The 18,210-nt window shown below is 40.4% G+C and carries 21 protein-coding genes; 4 read left to right on the top strand and 17 right to left on the bottom strand.

Annotated elements, in window-relative coordinates:
* Positions 1 to 8 precede the first annotated feature (8 nt).
* From ftsL to IEX12_RS11630, 6 genes are all read right to left on the bottom strand, one after another.
* Complete coding sequence (gene ftsL, locus IEX12_RS11655) at positions 9 to 377, bottom strand: cell division protein FtsL (RefSeq protein ID WP_088050079.1); 369 nt, start codon at positions 375 to 377, stop codon at positions 9 to 11.
* Entirely contained in the window at positions 374 to 1,354 is a 981-nt protein-coding gene (gene rsmH, locus IEX12_RS11650) for a 16S rRNA (cytosine(1402)-N(4))-methyltransferase RsmH (protein ID WP_088050078.1), read from the bottom strand. The genes ftsL and rsmH overlap by 4 nt, the downstream gene beginning before the upstream one ends.
* A 71-nt stretch (positions 1,355 to 1,425) precedes the next feature.
* Positions 1,426 to 1,857, bottom strand: coding sequence for a division/cell wall cluster transcriptional repressor MraZ (mraZ, locus tag IEX12_RS11645; protein WP_088050077.1), 432 nt, complete (start codon positions 1,855 to 1,857; stop codon positions 1,426 to 1,428).
* Positions 1,858 to 2,495: 638 nt separating this feature from the next.
* A complete protein-coding gene (gene bshC / locus IEX12_RS11640; RefSeq protein WP_188725223.1) occupies positions 2,496 to 4,121 on the bottom strand; it encodes a bacillithiol biosynthesis cysteine-adding enzyme BshC in 1,626 nt (541 codons plus the stop codon).
* Between the two features lie 311 nt (positions 4,122 to 4,432).
* Positions 4,433 to 4,816 (bottom strand): DUF3397 domain-containing protein, encoded by a 384-nt coding sequence (locus IEX12_RS11635; RefSeq protein WP_088050075.1) that lies wholly within the window; start codon positions 4,814 to 4,816, stop codon positions 4,433 to 4,435.
* A 2-nt stretch (positions 4,817 to 4,818) separates the two neighbouring features.
* Positions 4,819 to 5,691 carry a 2-dehydropantoate 2-reductase gene (locus IEX12_RS11630; protein WP_188725222.1) on the bottom strand — a complete coding sequence of 291 codons (873 nt, stop codon included), beginning with the start codon at positions 5,689 to 5,691 and terminating at the stop codon, positions 4,819 to 4,821.
* A gap of 317 nt (positions 5,692 to 6,008) precedes the next feature.
* Here IEX12_RS11630 and IEX12_RS11625 point away from each other — a divergent pair, with 317 nt between their 5' ends.
* Positions 6,009 to 6,482 (top strand): N-acetyltransferase, encoded by a 474-nt coding sequence (locus tag IEX12_RS11625; RefSeq protein ID WP_088050073.1) that lies wholly within the window; start codon positions 6,009 to 6,011, stop codon positions 6,480 to 6,482.
* A 69-nt stretch (positions 6,483 to 6,551) separates the two neighbouring features.
* Here IEX12_RS11625 and IEX12_RS11620 read toward each other — a convergent pair whose 3' ends face one another.
* The 3 genes from IEX12_RS11620 to IEX12_RS11610 all read right to left on the bottom strand — a co-directional run bounded on the left by IEX12_RS11620 (position 6,552) and on the right by IEX12_RS11610 (position 8,294).
* Positions 6,552 to 7,037 (bottom strand): RsfA family transcriptional regulator, encoded by a 486-nt coding sequence (locus IEX12_RS11620; protein ID WP_088050072.1) that lies wholly within the window; start codon positions 7,035 to 7,037, stop codon positions 6,552 to 6,554.
* A gap of 506 nt (positions 7,038 to 7,543) precedes the next feature.
* Complete coding sequence (gene rpmF, locus IEX12_RS11615) at positions 7,544 to 7,717, bottom strand: 50S ribosomal protein L32 (RefSeq protein WP_088050071.1); 174 nt, start codon at positions 7,715 to 7,717, stop codon at positions 7,544 to 7,546.
* A gap of 46 nt (positions 7,718 to 7,763) precedes the next feature.
* Entirely contained in the window at positions 7,764 to 8,294 is a 531-nt protein-coding gene (locus IEX12_RS11610) for a YceD family protein (RefSeq protein ID WP_088050070.1), read from the bottom strand.
* Between the two features lie 514 nt (positions 8,295 to 8,808).
* Between IEX12_RS11610 and IEX12_RS11605 the strand changes: the two genes are divergently transcribed.
* The gene (locus IEX12_RS11605) at positions 8,809 to 10,023 is read left to right on the top strand and encodes a nucleotidyltransferase (protein WP_088050068.1); all 1,215 of its coding nucleotides are present in this window, start codon (positions 8,809 to 8,811) and stop codon (positions 10,021 to 10,023) included.
* 46 nt (positions 10,024 to 10,069) lie between these two features.
* Here IEX12_RS11605 and IEX12_RS11600 read toward each other — a convergent pair whose 3' ends face one another.
* Positions 10,070 to 11,086: a SepM family pheromone-processing serine protease gene (locus IEX12_RS11600; RefSeq protein ID WP_088050067.1), complete on the bottom strand. Its 1,017-nt coding sequence runs from the start codon at positions 11,084 to 11,086 to the stop codon at positions 10,070 to 10,072.
* 231 nt (positions 11,087 to 11,317) lie between these two features.
* Between IEX12_RS11600 and spoVV the strand changes: the two genes are divergently transcribed.
* On the top strand, positions 11,318 to 12,523 hold the full coding sequence (gene spoVV, locus IEX12_RS11595) for a dipicolinic acid transporter SpoVV (RefSeq protein ID WP_230856048.1): 1,206 nt from the start codon (positions 11,318 to 11,320) through the stop codon (positions 12,521 to 12,523).
* Positions 12,524 to 12,563: 40 nt separating this feature from the next.
* Here the strand turns inward: spoVV and coaD are convergent, their stop codons facing one another.
* From coaD to IEX12_RS11560, 7 genes are all read right to left on the bottom strand, one after another.
* Positions 12,564 to 13,046, bottom strand: coding sequence for a pantetheine-phosphate adenylyltransferase (gene coaD, locus IEX12_RS11590; protein ID WP_088050065.1), 483 nt, complete (start codon positions 13,044 to 13,046; stop codon positions 12,564 to 12,566).
* A 238-nt stretch (positions 13,047 to 13,284) separates the two neighbouring features.
* Positions 13,285 to 13,863 (bottom strand): 16S rRNA (guanine(966)-N(2))-methyltransferase RsmD, encoded by a 579-nt coding sequence (gene rsmD, locus IEX12_RS11585; RefSeq protein ID WP_088050064.1) that lies wholly within the window; start codon positions 13,861 to 13,863, stop codon positions 13,285 to 13,287.
* Between the two features lie 645 nt (positions 13,864 to 14,508).
* Positions 14,509 to 14,784 carry a YlbG family protein gene (locus IEX12_RS11580; RefSeq protein WP_088050063.1) on the bottom strand — a complete coding sequence of 92 codons (276 nt, stop codon included), beginning with the start codon at positions 14,782 to 14,784 and terminating at the stop codon, positions 14,509 to 14,511.
* Between the two features lie 68 nt (positions 14,785 to 14,852).
* Positions 14,853 to 15,293, bottom strand: coding sequence for a YlbF/YmcA family competence regulator (locus tag IEX12_RS11575; protein WP_088050062.1), 441 nt, complete (start codon positions 15,291 to 15,293; stop codon positions 14,853 to 14,855).
* A 57-nt stretch (positions 15,294 to 15,350) separates the two neighbouring features.
* Positions 15,351 to 15,584 carry a YlbE-like family protein gene (locus IEX12_RS11570; protein ID WP_088050061.1) on the bottom strand — a complete coding sequence of 78 codons (234 nt, stop codon included), beginning with the start codon at positions 15,582 to 15,584 and terminating at the stop codon, positions 15,351 to 15,353.
* A 12-nt stretch (positions 15,585 to 15,596) separates the two neighbouring features.
* Positions 15,597 to 15,992 (bottom strand): YlbD family protein, encoded by a 396-nt coding sequence (locus IEX12_RS11565; protein WP_088050060.1) that lies wholly within the window; start codon positions 15,990 to 15,992, stop codon positions 15,597 to 15,599.
* 231 nt (positions 15,993 to 16,223) lie between these two features.
* Positions 16,224 to 17,291, bottom strand: a complete 1,068-nt coding sequence (locus IEX12_RS11560; RefSeq protein WP_088050059.1) for a CAP domain-containing protein — start codon at positions 17,289 to 17,291, stop codon at positions 16,224 to 16,226.
* 342 nt (positions 17,292 to 17,633) lie between these two features.
* Between IEX12_RS11560 and IEX12_RS11555 the strand changes: the two genes are divergently transcribed.
* Positions 17,634 to 17,999 carry a YugN family protein gene (locus IEX12_RS11555; RefSeq protein ID WP_088050058.1) on the top strand — a complete coding sequence of 122 codons (366 nt, stop codon included), beginning with the start codon at positions 17,634 to 17,636 and terminating at the stop codon, positions 17,997 to 17,999.
* The last annotated feature ends 211 nt before the right edge of the window (positions 18,000 to 18,210 follow it).

Below are 18,210 nucleotides of genomic sequence, written 5' to 3'. Positions count from 1 at the left end.
CCACCTTGTTAGTTGTTTAGTGCACTAGCCTGCTTTACCTCTGCATCTTGAATTTTCAGCCCATGTTTCTTAGCAATTGAGGTAATGCGTTCCGGTCTGGATAACTCTTTCTTTTCATACCGATACCCTTCATTCACTACCTCTTGTTGTTTTACAGTACGCTCCAGTGACTGCAAATCTCTGTTCAGGCTATCTGTTGAGGACGAAAAAGAAACCATATAAATACCTGCTGCAATTAAACAAACACCAATGATGGAATATAAGATTTTTTCCCCTTTGGTAATCCAGCTTGTCTTACGTACGACCCTGACTTGTTTTTCTTTTGGTTTATTCGTTTGGTATGACTGTTCCCATTTGTGAGCGTGATTTGCACTCATGATTTCTTCCACCCTTCCTCATAAGTAAATGCTTCATTCCATGGATATATTTTTTCTGCAATACGCAGTTTGGCTGATCGTGAACGGCGATTGCTTACCAGCTCCTGATCACTTGGATTTATCGGTTTTCGTGTAATTAATTTAAATGGTGCTTCATGATCTTTTGGAATGACCGGTAAATTTCTTGGTACCTCTTTTGTTGTACTCCATTTTTTAAATGCTTGTTTACATAGTCTGTCTTCAAGGGAGTGAAAGGTAATTACCGCAATCCGTCCATTAACAGCGACTACTCTTGCCGCCTGGTGCAGTGCGTCATTAAATGCCGCCAATTCGTCATTCACAGCAATCCTTAATGCTTGAAAAATCCGTTTTGCAGGGTGGCCGCCTTTCCTGCGGGCAGCAGCCGGAATCGCATCTTTGATAATCTCAACCAATTGATGAGTCGTGTCGATTTGCTCCAGCTTTCGGTATGCCTCTATTTTTCTCGCTATTTGTTTAGCAAATTTTTCTTCTCCATATGTAAAAAATATCTTCACTAATTTCTCATATGGCCACGTATTCACAACTGTAAATGCTGTTAATTCCTGTTCCTGATTCATTCGCATATCAAGCTTGGCATCGTGCTGATAGCTAAATCCCCGATCCCCCCGATCCAGTTGCGGGGATGAAACCCCAAGATCGAACAAAATACCATCAACATGAGGTATTGCTAACTCATGCAATTTTTGTTTCAGGCTCCGAAAATTGCTGTGCACAAATCTTATTCTACCCTGGTAAGGAGAAAGCCTCTGTTTTGCCGCTGCGAGCGCATCCAGATCCTGGTCGAATGCTACAAGCAACCCGTTTTCAGTTAATCTGGAAGCAATCCGCTCTGAATGCCCTCCACCACCAACTGTACAATCAACATATGTACCATCCGGCTTTATCGCTAACCCTTTCACTGCTTCTTCTTTTAAAACACTGTAATGATCAAACATGCTTGTCTCACCTGTTTCGGGCAAAATTAAGAGGTTTGGTCGAAAGAAATCGCATGATCTTTTCTACCTCTTTAAATATCAAAGTCCATTAAATTTTCGGCAATCTCGGCAAATGATTCTTCAGAGTCATTGAAATAATCATCCCAATTTTCACTTGCCCAAAATTCAATTCTGTTGGATACACCGATTACTACGCATTCCTTTTCTAATACAGCGTAGTTTCTAAGTGGTTGTGGGATATTTATTCTGCCCTGTTTATCAATTTCGCATTCTACCGCACCTGAAAAGAAGAAACGGGTGAATGCTCTAGCATCTTTTTTGGTAAGCGGGAGTTTTTTCAGCTTCTCTTCAAGTAATTTCCATTCATTCATTGGGTAAGCAAACAGACATTTATCAAGTCCGCGAGTCACAACAAAGCTTTCACCAAGCTCTTCGCGAAACTTAGCAGGGACAATAATTCTTCCCTTCGCATCAATGTTATGCTGAAATTCACCCATGAACATATGGTTCTCCCCACCTTCTTGTATTTATCTTACCACATTCCCCCACAATCCACCACTCCATTTTTCCAAAAAAATATATCGTGTGTAAAAATAGGTCTATTGTCTTAGTAAGAAGCATAAAAAAAGCTGTCATTAGTCAACTTAACGCTTCATCAACCATTTGTACTGCGTGGGGTTAAAAACCTGATTTACCACGTTTATTTTCACAAACAGTCTTGCGTTATAAGCTACTAAAGACAGCTTTTTCAATATGTAAGAAAGTATAAGAATCCAGGCTCTATTCCGCTCATGTCAGAGTTGGCCACGTCCGGCTCCAGTGCCCAGCGGCTAGTATGCAACACCCGCCTCCGCACGATAAGTCAACATCGACTCCCTCCGGTCGTCGTGTTTCCTTTATCTCCTACGTAGGAATGTTCGGTTAAAACCGCCGCTCCCGGCGGCAACACCGAACCACCCTGCTTGGCAGGGCACAGCATATACGCCGCTAACCGGGCGCTTCCGCCTTTGTTCTGTTTGGTGGCGGAAAGTGGGGGGCTTTTAACGGGATGATGAATTAATTAACCGATCCTTTCTATTCTGCCTCTCCACCTATTCCCTGCAAATCCCGGCAATTTCAATTCTACTTCTCATCACCAAACTTATATATATACAAGATAATGCTCATTTGCAAACGAACAGGGAGCTTCCGTTAATTCCTTAATAAACTGACTTCCATATTGATTGATCCATGGCAATGGATTCCAGACACGCTCCTGCAATCCATTATTCGGGTGTAATGCAGTGTGAATACAATCAAATTCAGATAATTCCTTTGCATATTTTTCCTCAAGTGCTTTTGTCATTCTATCTTCCAAATAGTCAATATCACGAAACAGATAAGATAAATTTTTATCTGCCAGACCGCCTAAATCAGCGCGAATATTTCTTGCAACATCCCGAAGCGGTTTATGTACAGCTTCAATAGATTGCCTGATTTGTTGCGCCATTATTTTTACCGGCGGGTTACTCTGCCCAGCTAGCCAATTCCCGCGTTCCTGAATAACCCCATTGTTAACTGCATGACCGCTTGGAATAGCATATCTATTTAATAACTTTTCCACATTCCGCTCGACGAATGTGAAGGAAAGACGCGGCATGACAGGAGGCATTTTTATTTCCAATGCGCGAAATGCCGGCTTCAATGCTGACCAATAACTTATTTCTCCAGGGCCGCCGATAAATGCCAAGCTCGGAAAAAGCAATTCCTGCATTAATGGTCTTGTTACGACATTATTGCTTAGCAGTTCCGGTTGTGTTTTGGCAATTTCAACCAGCTGTTCGGTTGTTAACACCACATTATTTTGCTTTCCTACCCACTCCCCGGTATCGTTCCGTGTTAATAGGATCCGCTCCTCTTTGTAATGATAAAACAGATGGGCATCTCCCGGCTCAGTGCCCAATGAGATTGGATAGCCGGATTGCTTCAACCGCTGCTCATACTCATAGACACCTTCACTAATTTCTGGTTGCTTTTCGATGAGGTTTATAAAGTACTCGCTCTCCAGTTCCCTTAACTTGGCATGTGCCGAATCAACTAATACAACACCTTCACTAGCAAATAATTGAAAAATAATCCGAGCAAAAAAGTCGACGTATGTGGGCGATTTATCCAAGCATCCTTTTATCGTATCATATAACTGTTTCGTATGTTGTGTTTCCTGAAGTTGTTCAAATATATGATCAATCCATTGGTTTGCATAGACTTCATCTTTCTCAATGGCAGATACAGACATTTTGCTAACCATGCGCTGTAACAATTGATATTTCTTCATCCGGGGAATTTCGGGAAGAAAAATATGATTGATTTCAGCAAAATCATGATCTTCACCGGCAATCCAAAAAACCGGTATTACCGGAATCGATAACTTTTCTTCTTGCTGGCGTGCCAGCTGAATAATCGATATGATTTTATTTATCGTATACATGGGACCTGTTAAAAGACCTGCCTGTTGTCCGCCAATAACAACCACACTGTTTTCATCCGTTAATCTGTTAATATTTTTATATGTAGCTTCAGGAGCATCCCACTCACGATTGATCATCATCAACGTCTCTGCTAATTGTTTTCTATTAAAAGAACGTCCCTGTAAATCCCGAATCCTGTTTTGGTATGTTGCTTCCTGGAAAGGATGATAGTCAAAGTAATCCAAAATCTTTGTTTTATTATTTCGATAATCCTTCATTAATTCAGATTGATTTTCTAATGAGATAGGGTCGATCCGCATAGATTGCATGCTCCTTTAAAAATAATGAGTACTGCCCAATACGTATTGTACATAAAACAGCAAATAATTTCATGCAATCTGTTTAAGCAGAGGTCAGAGGTTGGAAGTTGGATGTCGGAGGGATGAATTTGTTATAAGTATGTGTTCGAAAAGTCGCTGAACCTGAGTCTTGAAGGGTCGAGGCGGCGTAGTTTCGGGCAGCGGACTTGCACAAGACGTACTGTGCCCACAGGACTGGTTTTAGCAGAAGATCCCCTTCCGCCAACGCTAGCGTTCGCCGCTTATCATTTGCTGGCTTTTGAACATCCTCTCTATAAATAGAACAGCTGCTGAATCAGCCCAATCAAAATCAGACATATGTATAAAAAAGTAAAAAGTAAAAAGGTAAAGCGCCAAAACCCCTTAAATGCCCGTTTGAAATCAACTTCTGTCCTGGTTTTCCACTGAATGACAATGATGATTGACAAGATACACAACAGGAGTACGATAATCCAGCCGTAGAAACTGTTGTTAAATATAACCGACATTAATGTCATGACAGCCAGTATGTACCATATCGTCGTCCAATTTACGGCTGTATGAAACGCCCTCCACTTCTGACGATAGATTTTTACCGAAAACTGATAAACAACCCATGTAGTTAGAATTGGGGCAGTAATGATAAATGCAATAGAATAAATGATAATATCCAACATACCTAATCCATGAGCTCCTTTTTCAATCTCAGTGCTTTTATACTGTTATAAGCAAATTGTGTAAATGGAATATCGTGATTTGCATGATGCAGTAAATAACCGGAAATAGCCTCATTCTCCGTCTGCCTTCCTTCTTCGATATCCTTCCACATCGATGACATATTTTCCTTAGTGTTACTGGCTATCTCCTTGACATGGTTCCATTGTTCTGAAAAATCCAGTCCCAGCACATCTGCTGCTTCCCGGCACAGTTCCAGGGCTATCGTACTAATGTAAGGGTTCGTAATGATATCTCCGTTTGGCACCCCGAATAAAGCTGTCAACGGATTGATTACAGCATTTACGACCAGCTTTTTCCCGAGCATAGAAAGCCAGTCATCTTCCAGCTCTATCGGAAAATCCGGTCGGTCCCATTTCGATACCATCATTTCTAACAGACTTCTATCACCATTATAGGAGGCAACCCTAATGCCCCCTTTTCCCGTATGTGCAACTGTATGATCATTTATTTTTCGTGCCCCATGTTCAACAATTCCGAGGAAAACCTGCGCCTGTATGTCACGCAACAAGTCGACATGCCCCATCCCGTTTTGCAGGAAGATAATAGGTGATTGATGTTTATTAAATAGAGGAGTTATGTTTGCAACCTGAAATTGTTTAACACAAATAAACAAACAATCCTCCTTCGCTAATTCTTCCGTTAATAATGCGCTCACTGACAAAGGTTCTCGCTGGTGCGCTAACCTGATACCGTATTCGTTGATTACTTGTTTCTGCTCTTGTCTCCGTACGTAGATCGTGACCTCATGCCCATCGGAAAGATATGCACTAATTAATAAACCAATGGATCCGCCGCCAATAACGCCAATCTTCATTGTTTCCAGTCCCTTCTTGTCTCTAACTCATTGTAGCAAATACCCGTGACTTTGTGTGAAAAATGGTGAAATTTAAGAAATTGCTCCAATATGTTTGTTTCTTTGTCTCTTGGCGAATATTAGCACTTTTCCCGTGTAATATGAATTCCAGGAAGTTTCCTGTTTGCTCTAAACTGTGCCGCCTCGACCTTCAGAAGTCAATTTGATAACTTTTGAACACTTATTTCAAGGTGTTTATTTCATTCGCGGTCTATTTATATTATAATAAGAGAATATATACGAAAAATTAGTTTTTTGACAACAAGGGGGAGAAGGATATGTCCGAAGCAAAGGTAGAAAGACTGTTAATCAATTATAAAACATTGGAAGAGTTTGAACGATTTACAGCATATGGCAATCAGGAATTGTCCATGCTGGAGGATTTACGCAATAACATTGTAGAAAATGATAGTGAATCACCATTTTACGGTGTGTACTATGGCAATGCATTAGCTGCCCGCATGAGCCTGTACAAAGTGGACAAAAAATATGACCAATATTTCCAGCCTTCACAGGATTATTTAATTTTATGGAAACTTGAAGTGCTGCCGAATTATCGGGGAAGAGGGTTTGGAAAAGCATTGGTGGAATTCGCCAAAAACTGCAACCTGCCAATCAAAACGAACCCATTAATTAATTCACAAGGTTTCTGGGAAAAGATGGGTTTCCAGAAAGCAAAATATGAAATGGAACGTGACTTTGGCGAAAATCCCTTAATTTGGATGCCTGAAGGGGTAAAAGAGAAAGAATAATACAGGGGGAGATCAGTCCCCATTTACACTAGTTTTTACCAAGCAGTGTGCTGGAGACTGTCCCCTTCCTTACCCCTCTTTTTTCGTATTTACCCACTTCCATAATTTGCCCATTTCCTCCCAAGCATCCTCATAGCGCTTTAACTGGGACTTTAGTGTTTCATTTTCCTTTTCAAGATGGGTAATGATTTTTTCCTGTTCTTTTTGCGTTAATTGGTTTTCCACGGAATAGTTCAATTTCATTTTTTCCAATAACGATATTGCCGTGTCTATTGTATTCTTTTCAGCATTTTCTCGTTGTTGTACATAGGTCCAAGCCTTTTTCCTTCCAGCCTGTTTGCGTTCTTCCTTCGCCCGCTGAATAGCATCCTGGTAATTCTTGCGGATCGTTGCATTCCAGCGAAAACCACAGGCAGCAGAAGTCCGTGATAGTTGCGCCGCTACATCCTTAAACGCCTCTAGTTGTGTTTGACCCTCCCTAATATAGCGAATTACTGTTTCGGCTAAAATAACATCTTCATCTTTTGTCCATGCATCTTGGCGTGTTGCCTCCATAACATCCCTCCTTACTATTGCTATAAAATGTATGCAAGAAGTAGGAGTGATAGAATAACTGTTTTACTATTTTTAAAAGTTATCATGTTATTTATGGCTATTTGCAAGTGAATAATTTTTGACAGCCGCTTTATCTTCTTCCATTTCCAAAGCCTGGCCCAATTCCGGATCTTTTTATCCATTGAAGCTCGAGAAACTGAAGCGGGGCATGGCCAATTCTGTTAATGTATTGAAAAAGTGACTTTATTCAGCGGGGGTTCCGACGCACAGGACGTGCTAGTGCTGGCGAATGCATGCGGATGTGACGGTTTTAGCCCCACCTTCCTCCCCACCTTCACGTTTTTGGTTTACTCACGCTTAAAGGTGGGGGGATTACGGCCCGTTAATGCGTGTTAACGTTATATTTTTTATCCTTTCTTTACTAGTAAAAAACAGATCACTGTAAATAGTGATCTGTTTACTACCCGAAATATAGCGCGTCTAGCTTCGACACAGCAACGCTTTTGTTAGTTATTTACAACTTCTTTTCCGTCATAATGCCCACATGATTTGCAAACATGGTGTGGTTTTGTTAGTTCACCACAATTTGAACATTCTACCATGCCAGGTACGTGTAATTTTTTATGAGTACGACGCTGATTTTTTACTTTTTTAGAAGTTCTTCTTTTAGGTACTGCCATGACTTACACCTCCTTCAAACGAAAGTAAAAATGGAATGGGGTATTCTTATTTTTCTTTCTTATTATCGTCCAATAAAGACTCCAATTTTTTCAAGCGCGGATCGACCGGTTTTTCAGTGTTTTCTTTAGAAATGAAATCCCATCCAACGCCTTTCATCGGGGCACTTTCAATTGCATTTGCATCATTGGAAAATACTCGAAATGGAACCTCTAATAAAATATTTTCCTTTATATATGGAGTTAAGTCAAGCATTTCTCCATCAATCGGATGAATTTCATTTTCCTCTTCGTCTTCACCATAATAGTCGGATAGTGTAAACACTTCATCCGCCTTTATTTCAAACGGATAAGGCACATCAACGAGTGTCCGGGCACAAGGCAAAATCATTGTGCCTTTGATCGTGAACGTAAAAATAAGCTGTTCACCTTGTAATGTGCATTCCCCAAAAACATGTACCGGTTCAATTTTCCGAATGTCATTGTTCATTGCTTCCAATTCAGAAACATCCACAACTTCATCAAACTTAAAAGGCTCATTATAGGTACTTCGCTTAATCTGACTAACTGAGAATTTCATCTTCATCACCTCGAAAGCAACAAAAGTAATTTTAAAAGGAAAATGGACTTTTGTCAACATATTTTCTTTACAAATCCAAAAGCGGAAGCGGCCGGTTAGCGGCGTATGGACTGCGCCCGGGCAACGCGGGTGGTTCGGTGTGCTGCCGGGAGCAGCGGTTTTAACCGAACAAACAACCGCCGGAGATAAAGGAAACATGCCACTAAAAAAGGGGTAGACGTGAGTTGGCCGCAATGGCCGTTTTTAGTCGGCCTTCCTTCCGCCCCGAACCGATGTTGACTTATCATACGGAGGCGGGTGTTGTCCACTAGCCGCTGGGCGCTGGAGCTAGACGCCACACTATATGAATGTTCAGTTCAGTTACAACTTATTCATATCCTCAAAATGAAAACCATTTTACATATAGCATTCCCTTATCATTTTACATCCATCCTTGGACAAGTGCTAATCAAAGGATTTTTTGCTAAACTAAAAGAAGATGTTCAAAATGGTAACATACATAGGGGGTGTACAAATGAAGGCATGTGGTTTAATTGTCGAATATAATCCATTTCATAATGGTCATGTATATCATCTTAAGAATGCGAAAAACGTTTCCAATGCTGATTGCATGATTACCGTCATGAGTGGCTCTTTCCTGCAGCGCGGAGAGCCTGCCATTATTGACAAGTTTTATCGGACAAAAGCGGCTGTCACCAGTGGAATAGATATTGTTGTCGAGCTTCCCTACGCTTTTGCGGTTCAGAGCAGTGACCTGTTTGCGAGGGGTTCCGTCCTGACACTTCAGGCATTAGGGGTTGATTCGATTTGTTTCGGCAGTGAGTCAGGAGACATTACTGATTTCATTTCAGGTTACCACTTGTTTAACGAACAGGCTGAACTATTCAGGGAAACGCTGACAACCCAATTGCAACAGGGGCTATCTTTTCCGGAAGCGAGTAAGGCTGCTTATCAAAAAATCGGCCTGACAACAGCTGGAATGGATTTGACCAAGCCTAACAATATACTGGGATTCAGCTATGTGAAGGCTATTTTGGAAAATAATTTGCCAATTGAACCCTTAACCATTAAACGCAGTAAGAGCGGGTATCACGACAAAACGATTACAAGCTCGATCGCCAGTGCAACGAGTATTCGCGAGCAGCTTTTTGCAGATAACAAGATTACCCCCGAAATAGCTGCTGCCATTCCAGAAGCAACGAAAGAACAACTGAACCGTTATCGCCATATTGCAACTAGCTGGCATCAGTGGGAAGATTATTTTCCTTTGTTGCATTACCGCGTTATGACGATGACGGAGCAAGAACTCTCTGCTATCCAAGGGGTTGATGAAGGATTGGAATATCGGCTCAAAAAAACGGCAAAACATGCTACCTCATTTGAAAATTGGATGGAGCAGTTAAAAACGAAACGTTATACCTGGACGAGACTGCAGAGAATGTTCGTTCATATTTTAACGAACACAAAAAAGCGGGATATGACCTTCGTTTTAGAAATGGCTTCCATGCCATATGTACGGTTACTGGGCTTAACTAAAACAGGGCGACAATACCTGAACAGTATAAAAAAACAGATTGAGATTCCAGTGATTACAAAATTAAGCCGGAATATGCATCCGCTGCTTCATTTGGAGGAAAAAGCAAGTGCCGCTTACTATAGTATTCTCCCACCCGCCCTGCAAATGAAATTACGCAGCCAGGAATTGCAACCGCCTATTATGGATCCGTGATATCAAAAGTGCTGTACCATCAAAAATGATACAGCACTTACGGTTTTTATTTCAAATTTTGTAAGTATTGCAATGCATCGTCAAACGTATCAACCGGAACAATTTTCATATCTGTTCCAATCTCCTCTGCCGTCTTTTTGGCGACCTCATAATTGGAATCCGGGGCGCCATTTTCATTGGGGGCAAAAAATATTTTACAGCCCTCGTCATCTGCGGCAATCACTTTTTTATCAATCCCGCCTATACGTCCAACATTTCCTTCGTAGTCCATTTCACCTGTTCCGGCAATTTGATAGCCGTGTGTTAAATCCTCTTTCGTTAATTGATCATAGATTTCCAGCGAAAACATTAGTCCGGCGCTCGGACCTCCAATACTGCCACTGGAAAACTTGACTTTCGGATTTACCGTGACGCTCCGGTCTGTGACCAATTGAATACCAATGCCTATTTTATTGTCGAGTTTTTTAAATGTCTCAAGTGTAATGTCCCTGGTTAACGTTTTGTCATCCCGCTTAAATTCTATGGAAATGGTGTCACCAGCATTTTTATTCTCGACATAGGAAATTAGATCATCCGCCTGCTTTACTTCATTTCCATCAATACCGATAATCCGGTCTCCCATTTTTAACTTTCCCTCAGCAGGCATTCCTTCAATAACCGTGACTACATATACACCATTATATTCGATATTAATATCTGCTCCAGCCGCTTGATACGCTACAACGGTGGACGCCTCCTGCGAGTTCTCCATCATTTGCAACTGTGCATGGAAATATTCATCTTCGGTAATTCCCTCAGGTCTGACCTCTTTTAATGGCAGTACTTCCTGATGTGGTAAAAGCTTTGCCCAGATGTATTGAATCGGAGTCGCTTGTCCTCCTCTAACAGTTACCAAGTGCATATCACCTGCACTCTTATAACCGCCATCAACTGCAACGATTGGATTTAATGGATCGGCCCCGCCCGGCTTATAAATATAATACGGCAATTGATATGCAGATAGAAAAAAAGCAATCGCTACAACAATAATTAAATACAGTATATGGCGCTTGGTAATTTTCACAATATAACTCCTTCCAATTTCAAAATACAACTACTGTACAAATGGTTTGTCTAAAAAGTGTATGGCATAAATGCCGGGGGTATGTGCGTATATTGATAGAGACTCGTACAAAACATGATCACATTTTCAAACCATTATGTTTTTATTATTGCTTTTATGCTGAACTAAAAATTATTCTACTACTATCAAAAAAAGAAGTACAGGGGTAGCACTTCACTAGGGGGCTTTATGTTGAAGCAAATTATAAAAACGCTTGTTTTAGCCGGAATTACAGGGTTTATCGCATTTGCAATATTGACAGTTCCCGACGAAGCCTCCGAGGCCAGCGTGCGCGGACTAAACATATGGTGGGAAAGTGTATTCCCGACATTACTGCCCTTTTTTATCATTGCTGAATTACTGATCAGCTTTGGTGTCGTTAATTTTATTGGCGTACTTTGCGAACCGATCATGCGTCCAATTTTTAATGTGCCTGGCGTCGGCAGTTTTGCCTGGATAATGGGAATGGTTAGCGGATATCCAACAGGAGCCAAAATTTCTGTGCATTTACGGGAAGAGAAACAAATAACACAGATTGAAGCAGAACGACTAGTCGCATTTACCAACGCCTCCAGTCCACTATTTATTATTGGCGTAATTGCAGGCGGGCTTTTCAATGATTTAAAACTTGGCATCCTTTTGATTGCTTGCCATTATATAGGCAATACATTTGTCGGTATTTGTATGCGATTTTACGGAAGATCCAAAGAAAAAGGAAAAAAGCCAGCGGGAAACAAAGTATCACTGACGCGAGCGTTTAAAGAAATGCACCGGACAAGATTGAACGACCCCCGCCCGTTTGGACAAGTCATGGGGGATGCGGTTCTGAATTCGGTTAAAACATTAGTAATGGTTGGCGGATTTATCATCCTTTTTTCCGTTTTCACAAAATTATTATATATCCTGGGTATTTCACCAATTATTGCTAATTCATTCCATTTCGTTTTCCATGCCATTTCACTTCCGGTAGAATTAGCGCTGCCGTTTTTATCGGGACTTTTCGAAATTACGTTAGGCTCACAAATGATATCACAAACATTTATTGATAGTTTGCTGGCCCAGATGGTTATTGTCAGTTTTATTCTGGGTTTTCACGGTCTCTCTGTTCAGGCTCAAGTATCCAGTATTATTGCGAGAACAGATATTCGTTTTGCACCTTATTTTTTTGCACGTTTTCTTCATGCTTTCTTTGCCAGTATCTTAACCATTATTTTATACAAACCACTATATGTAAACAGGGAGGCGTTCGAGCTGGAAAGTATCCCCGTTTCAGAAGGTGCAGATCAAACTATTTGGGTGAGTATTTTAGATATCATAAAGCACGCTGGTCCATTTATTACGATCCTCTTTTTGGCAATTTCGGTACTCATCCTCTATCGGCGAAGGTTTATAAATTAAAAGAATGCTGCACGAAAATCATGTGCAGCATTCTTTTAATTTACAATCTGAATTTCTCCATAAGGGCTTTTTCGACTGCCTTTGGAACAATATCGGATACATCTGCCTTATACTTGGCCACTTCTTTTACAATACTTGAGCTCAAAAAGGAATACTGATTGTTTGTCATCATAAAAAATGTTTCAATATTTTCATCCAGCTTTCGATTCATCGATGTGATTTGTAATTCATATTCAAAATCACTAACTGCACGTAAACCGCGTAAAATTGCACGCGCATTTTGCTCCCTCGCATAATCAATTAATAGACCAGCACTAGAGTCAACCGTAACATTTGGTAAATCCTTTGTCGTTTCCCGAAGTAGCTCCATCCGTTCCTCTACTGTAAATAACGGTGCTTTTGATTGATTGTTAAACACGGCAACAATTACTTGATCAAAAATTTTTGCTCCGCGCTGGATGATGTCTAAATGTCCGTATGTAACTGGATCAAAACTACCTGGACAGATTGCCAATCTGCTCATTCTGCATACACCTCTTCTATCGCTTCTTTAACTATTGCCTGTAACACGATGTAAAGTGAAACTTCATTTAGCACAGGACGTCCTAGTGCAGGCGAAGGCATGGGACGTGACGGTTTTTAGCCTGCCCTTCCTCCCCCACTGAATGTTAGCCCGAGGCTCGTACGATGTGGGTCACAAGGATGTCGGTCAGTCTTTGTTCCTAAAATCGGATATTTACGTGCTGCTGGTATACTCACGCCTAGAGGTGGGGAGTATTACAGTCCGTTAATGCGTGATAAATAGTAATGCCGATTGTCCCCCCATAGTTTTCCTGTTTCAGAATCTTTACATGTTCAAGGTCATCAGGTAAAACTTCGGTTGCATCGTGTTCACAATAAATAATACCATTAAGCTTTACCAGCTGTAATGATTCAATAGTATGTAAAAATTTGGCATAATCGATTTTACTATATGGCGGATCAAATAAAATCAAATCGAATTGCAAACCTCTTTCTGCGAGCCTTTTTAGCGAACGATATGCATCTGTGCGATATACCTCTGCTTGCTGTTCAAGATGGAGCGCATTTAAATTCTGATGAATGGTTTGAATTGCCTTTGGATGTTTATCGATAAAAATTGCCTTTTCCATCCCCCTGCTCAGAGCCTCAATACCTAACGAGCCGCTGCCAGCAAACAGATCCAGACATAACCCGCCAGTGAAAAAAGGTCCGGCAATCTGAAAAACAGCCTCTTTTACCTTATCAGTTGTTGGCCTTGTTGACTTACCGGGAACCGTCTTCAAGTGTCTGCCTTTCATTTCACCTGCTATTACTCTCATATTATTCACCTCAAACTGCCGCTAATCGACATTTTACCACAAAACAAACATACAAGCGACTGTTCTTTTAAGGTGTTGCAATCCATACCTCAAAATTCTGTATGGATTTTAAGTACGTGTTCAATAAGTCGCCGTACTAAGTCTTGAAGGTCGAGGTGGCATAGTCTTAGAGTACCCGGGGTTGCACGGGCCGTGCTGACCTCTGCTGTTGAAGCAGAAGATTCCCTATTGCCAACTTTATAGTTCGGCACTTATCATTTGGTGATATTTTGAAACATCCTCTTAAAAATCTATTCAAAAAACGTATATTATTCTTTTGGTCGTCCATAATAACATAACGAGGCAGCTAATACTTAGCTTAGTTGTTTCAAAACACGGAGAAGACTTACATTTCCCCATAAGTTCTCCTCCGGTTTCTCCTCTCCCTTTGCCTTTTTGTTTTCGAGCAGAAAGCAAAAAGACCTGCAGAACATTCTGCAGGTTTTCTTTTTGTCAGATAAGAAAGTATAAACTTTCTTATCCTGCATAAGTGCAACTAAGGCATTCGCCCAAAGGCTTGGCGAATGCCAAGTTTTCTAATCACTTTTTCCTTCCGTTCATTATGTACCTGAGGAAGGGGTATCTTATATCGAAGGATTGCTTTCCTTAAATTCCCATTTTATAATCGTACTGCTTGGCCTTGTCGGGCTTGGCATTCTCATAATTTGTCCGAATAAAGGGCTTATAGGAGTGATCTATCTTTGATACAAAGGAAAGCTTCAGCAGCTTTTTTTCAATGTCTTTTATCTCATCCTGGTCAACATATAAAACAGCATATTTTAATTTTTTTGATGTATAAATCAAATGACCATAGCGCTTTATTTGTCTCAGGTTTTTCATATGCTGGAACCAGACAATGATTCCTTGACGGTTTGTTCTCATGTTAAGCCCTCACTTACAACATTATTTGGACATAGTATAGCAAATTATCTAAGTGGATAGCTAATCTGTTACGATGCCCGGCAGCCGCAACCACCGCCACTTCCACAGCCACAACCGCCATCACTTAGTGCAGCACCATCCTTTGGTGCTTTAATATCCTTGCTTACACTTAATGCAATATATTGACTGATTTCATCCAGTAATTTTTGCAGATTGCGTTCTGCGACCTTGAATGCTGCTACTTTCTCATTCATGTCCATCTTCCGTTTGATTGAACGTACTTCTTTCATGATCTGATTGTAATCAGGATGATATCTGCCAAATCGCTGGACATCCTCGTAGTGTATTTTTATATCGGTAAAAGCTTTAATCAGCTTTTGTGCTTCATCATCATTATCCAACGCTTCACGGGAATTATTGTAGGCTTCCATGACATCAGACTGTAAAACCATCCGTCCTAGCAGTTCGGAGCGATCCAGGATATCTACATATTCCATCGTTGCTATCATTTGAGTTTTTCACCTCCAATCTTATCATATCATGAATGCTGCTAATATTAAAGCTGGCTAATCTTTCATTGATTCGGCAAACTGAATCAACATTCCTGCCATTTGCACCTGATTGCTTATTTTTTCAAGCCGTTGCGGAAACGTTTTACCGTAAAATTTCTTTGCTTCTCTTTCAAGCTCCGCTATTCGGTTTGGATCTCTCGTTAGATATCGGTACCAAATTGGGTTGTAACGGACAAAGTTTAATAAATGCGGGTGTGACTGTAAATATTGGTAACTAAACTGCTGCACCTATCTCACCTCTTAATCCCGAAACCAGTTAATTGGCCGGGGTTCATTTTTAGGGCCAGGCGAAGATTTTTTCGTTTCCTGAAATTGGCCCAGCACCTCTTGTATGGTGGCAATTGTCGTACTTAGCTGCTTCACTTGTTTTTGCACTTTGTTGATATCAATATTTTCAGTCATTTTTAGCAGCTGGCTAAACAATTCGGATTGCTTCTTTGTTCCTTTCTGTTCTGAATTTTCCTCAACATCTTCCTTGTATTGTGACCAATATGGATCATCTTCCCCGAGTAGCACCCATTTCTCATAATGCTCCTGCCATGATCTTCCACTTTTCCTGATCTCTTTTACTAATTTAGGATGGTTTGCCAAAAAGGCCTTAAATTCCCTGACAGTCGGATGTAATTGATCTTCCATGATTCTCCTCACCTCATTGATGAATCGCTGTTACTAATTAATTTATGATATAGACTCATATACTGTGAGAATCCAATCGAATTGAAATTATATCCTGAAATCTGATCCGTTCAAAAAAGGAATATTAAACGTCTCTACTGTCCAATTTGTATTAAGTTCAAGACCAAAAAAGCCCACCTAAATGAAAGATGGGCTGCTAATTGTTCGTGAAAAAATTAATTGTACAACATTCTATGGCTTTTCAACAAAATTCTGTGTGTAATAAAAATGGTAAACGCCAACACCTAAATGCGTATAATCATTATTCAGAAGGGCAGCACGATGCCCTTCACTATTAAGCCAGCCTTCCATCGCTGCTGGGGCATCGGGATACTGGGCAGCAATATTTTCCCCAGCTGATAAATAATAAACTTCTTTAGCCGCCAATCGTTCTTTTAATCCATTACCATTCTTGCTGTAGTGCGAGAAGTAATTGTTCTCTGCCATGTCCTCACTATGAAGGAAAGCAACCTTACTGACAGTTTCATTCCATTTTACACTTTTCTTATCAAACTGATTGCGCATTACATTGGTAATATCAAAAATTTGCTGCTCCATGCCGGATTCTACCTTCGCCCATTCCTTGTCGGATAAGTTAGGCTCGTCCGGTAAATCACCCCGATATTCGATCTTATACGGCCGGTGCTTTAATAGAACATCTGCCGTTAGGATTCGGATGGAGGATAGTTTACCTGTAAATGTATCAAAATAACATTGAACAAAAACATTATCGGCAATTTTTGCTATTGGACGCATTTTGATGTCATCATCATTTAAGTGAAATGTATAAGAAGAGACCCCCTCATTATAGGAAACTTCTTTGGCAAATGAAAAATGTTTAGTAATTTCATCATAGGATTGGCCAATCTGGATCGGGTCGGTTGATAAATTATTTCCGGATGCATAGATTGTTTTAATCTCACCATCCTGTACACCAAATTGAATATACTGCTCATGCTGATCGGTATACACCCACCAATCATACCCATATGCACTCTTGTCGATCCGTAACGGGTCGCCTAGGCTTTTCGTTAATTCACCGGATGATTTGCCAACCCATAGAAACAAATCGCCCTTTAAAGTTATTTTTGGTAATTTCTTTTCCGGAACAGATTTTGATTCCAGCATACTCTTCTTTTCCTCTAATACATTGCCTATATCATGGACTGCTTCTTTTGGTGAAATATTATGTTTTTCCAGCAAATAAAAAGCCCCAAGTGCCAACAAAAATAGAATTAATATAGTTCGAATTAGACGCATACAGTTTTCCCCTTTTTAAATTATGTGTTCAAGAACTCACCAAATTATGCCAAAAGTTTAATGCGGCGTAATGAGAGTAAGACAAACAACAAAGCGTCCGGGTTCGCAGCATATTTGGTTACTTTTTGAACATCCTGTTTATTGTTATATTAAATATATGTATTAGGTTCCTATTCCATTCTACTTTATCTATTATTCCCTTTCCATTCCAAAAGTAACAACGGGGATGGAAACTTTGGGAAAAATTCATTCCCGCTTGCTCGGCGTACCTTTTCGATTTGCAACTTGGCGAATTTCGTACTATTATAGGTATAGTGAGGAAAATTATGTGAGGTGGAAAAAATGAGATTGGAAAATACTGGGATAGATGATGCAGTCGTTGATTTAAAACCATTAGACCATTTAATGGGTAAACACGCTTTTATTCGTGCCGGCCAATGGGATTACGAACGTGTTACGTATGATTACCGAATTGATTCCAAAGAAAAAAATATTACATATTACATACGTATTCAGGGTTATGCCCTTGAAGGTGATGTGGATCGCGGCAATGCAGTGATTAAACTGTTAACACCACTCCTGGGGAAACATTACTACCCACATGGCGTCGAATACGGTGAAGATGAAAACTTCCCGGAAAGCCTTGTGGAGCGGGCTTACGGTTTGGTAGCAAAAGTACAGGAGGAAGTTGAACAATATAAAAAATAACGGTAACAACTGCTCTTCCCCGTTTAGAGCAGTTGTTTTTTGTTGTTAACTAACGACAGACAGAGCGCACCCCATGCACTATCAATAGACTTTGACCCTTCGTATCATTCCTTTTAGCTTCTACCCGATTCCGATTTTAAAAACTGTTCAAAAAGGTAAATAAATGCTATATTTTTCATATACATAAAAAGATTTGCTTGTGAAAGGAGAT

This window comes from Lentibacillus populi (assembly GCA_014642895.1).
Lineage (GTDB): Bacteria > Bacillota > Bacilli > Bacillales > Amphibacillaceae > Lentibacillus_C > Lentibacillus_C populi.
Note: the sequence above shows the minus strand (reverse complement) of the source record. Positions and strands in the feature narration are given on the sequence as shown.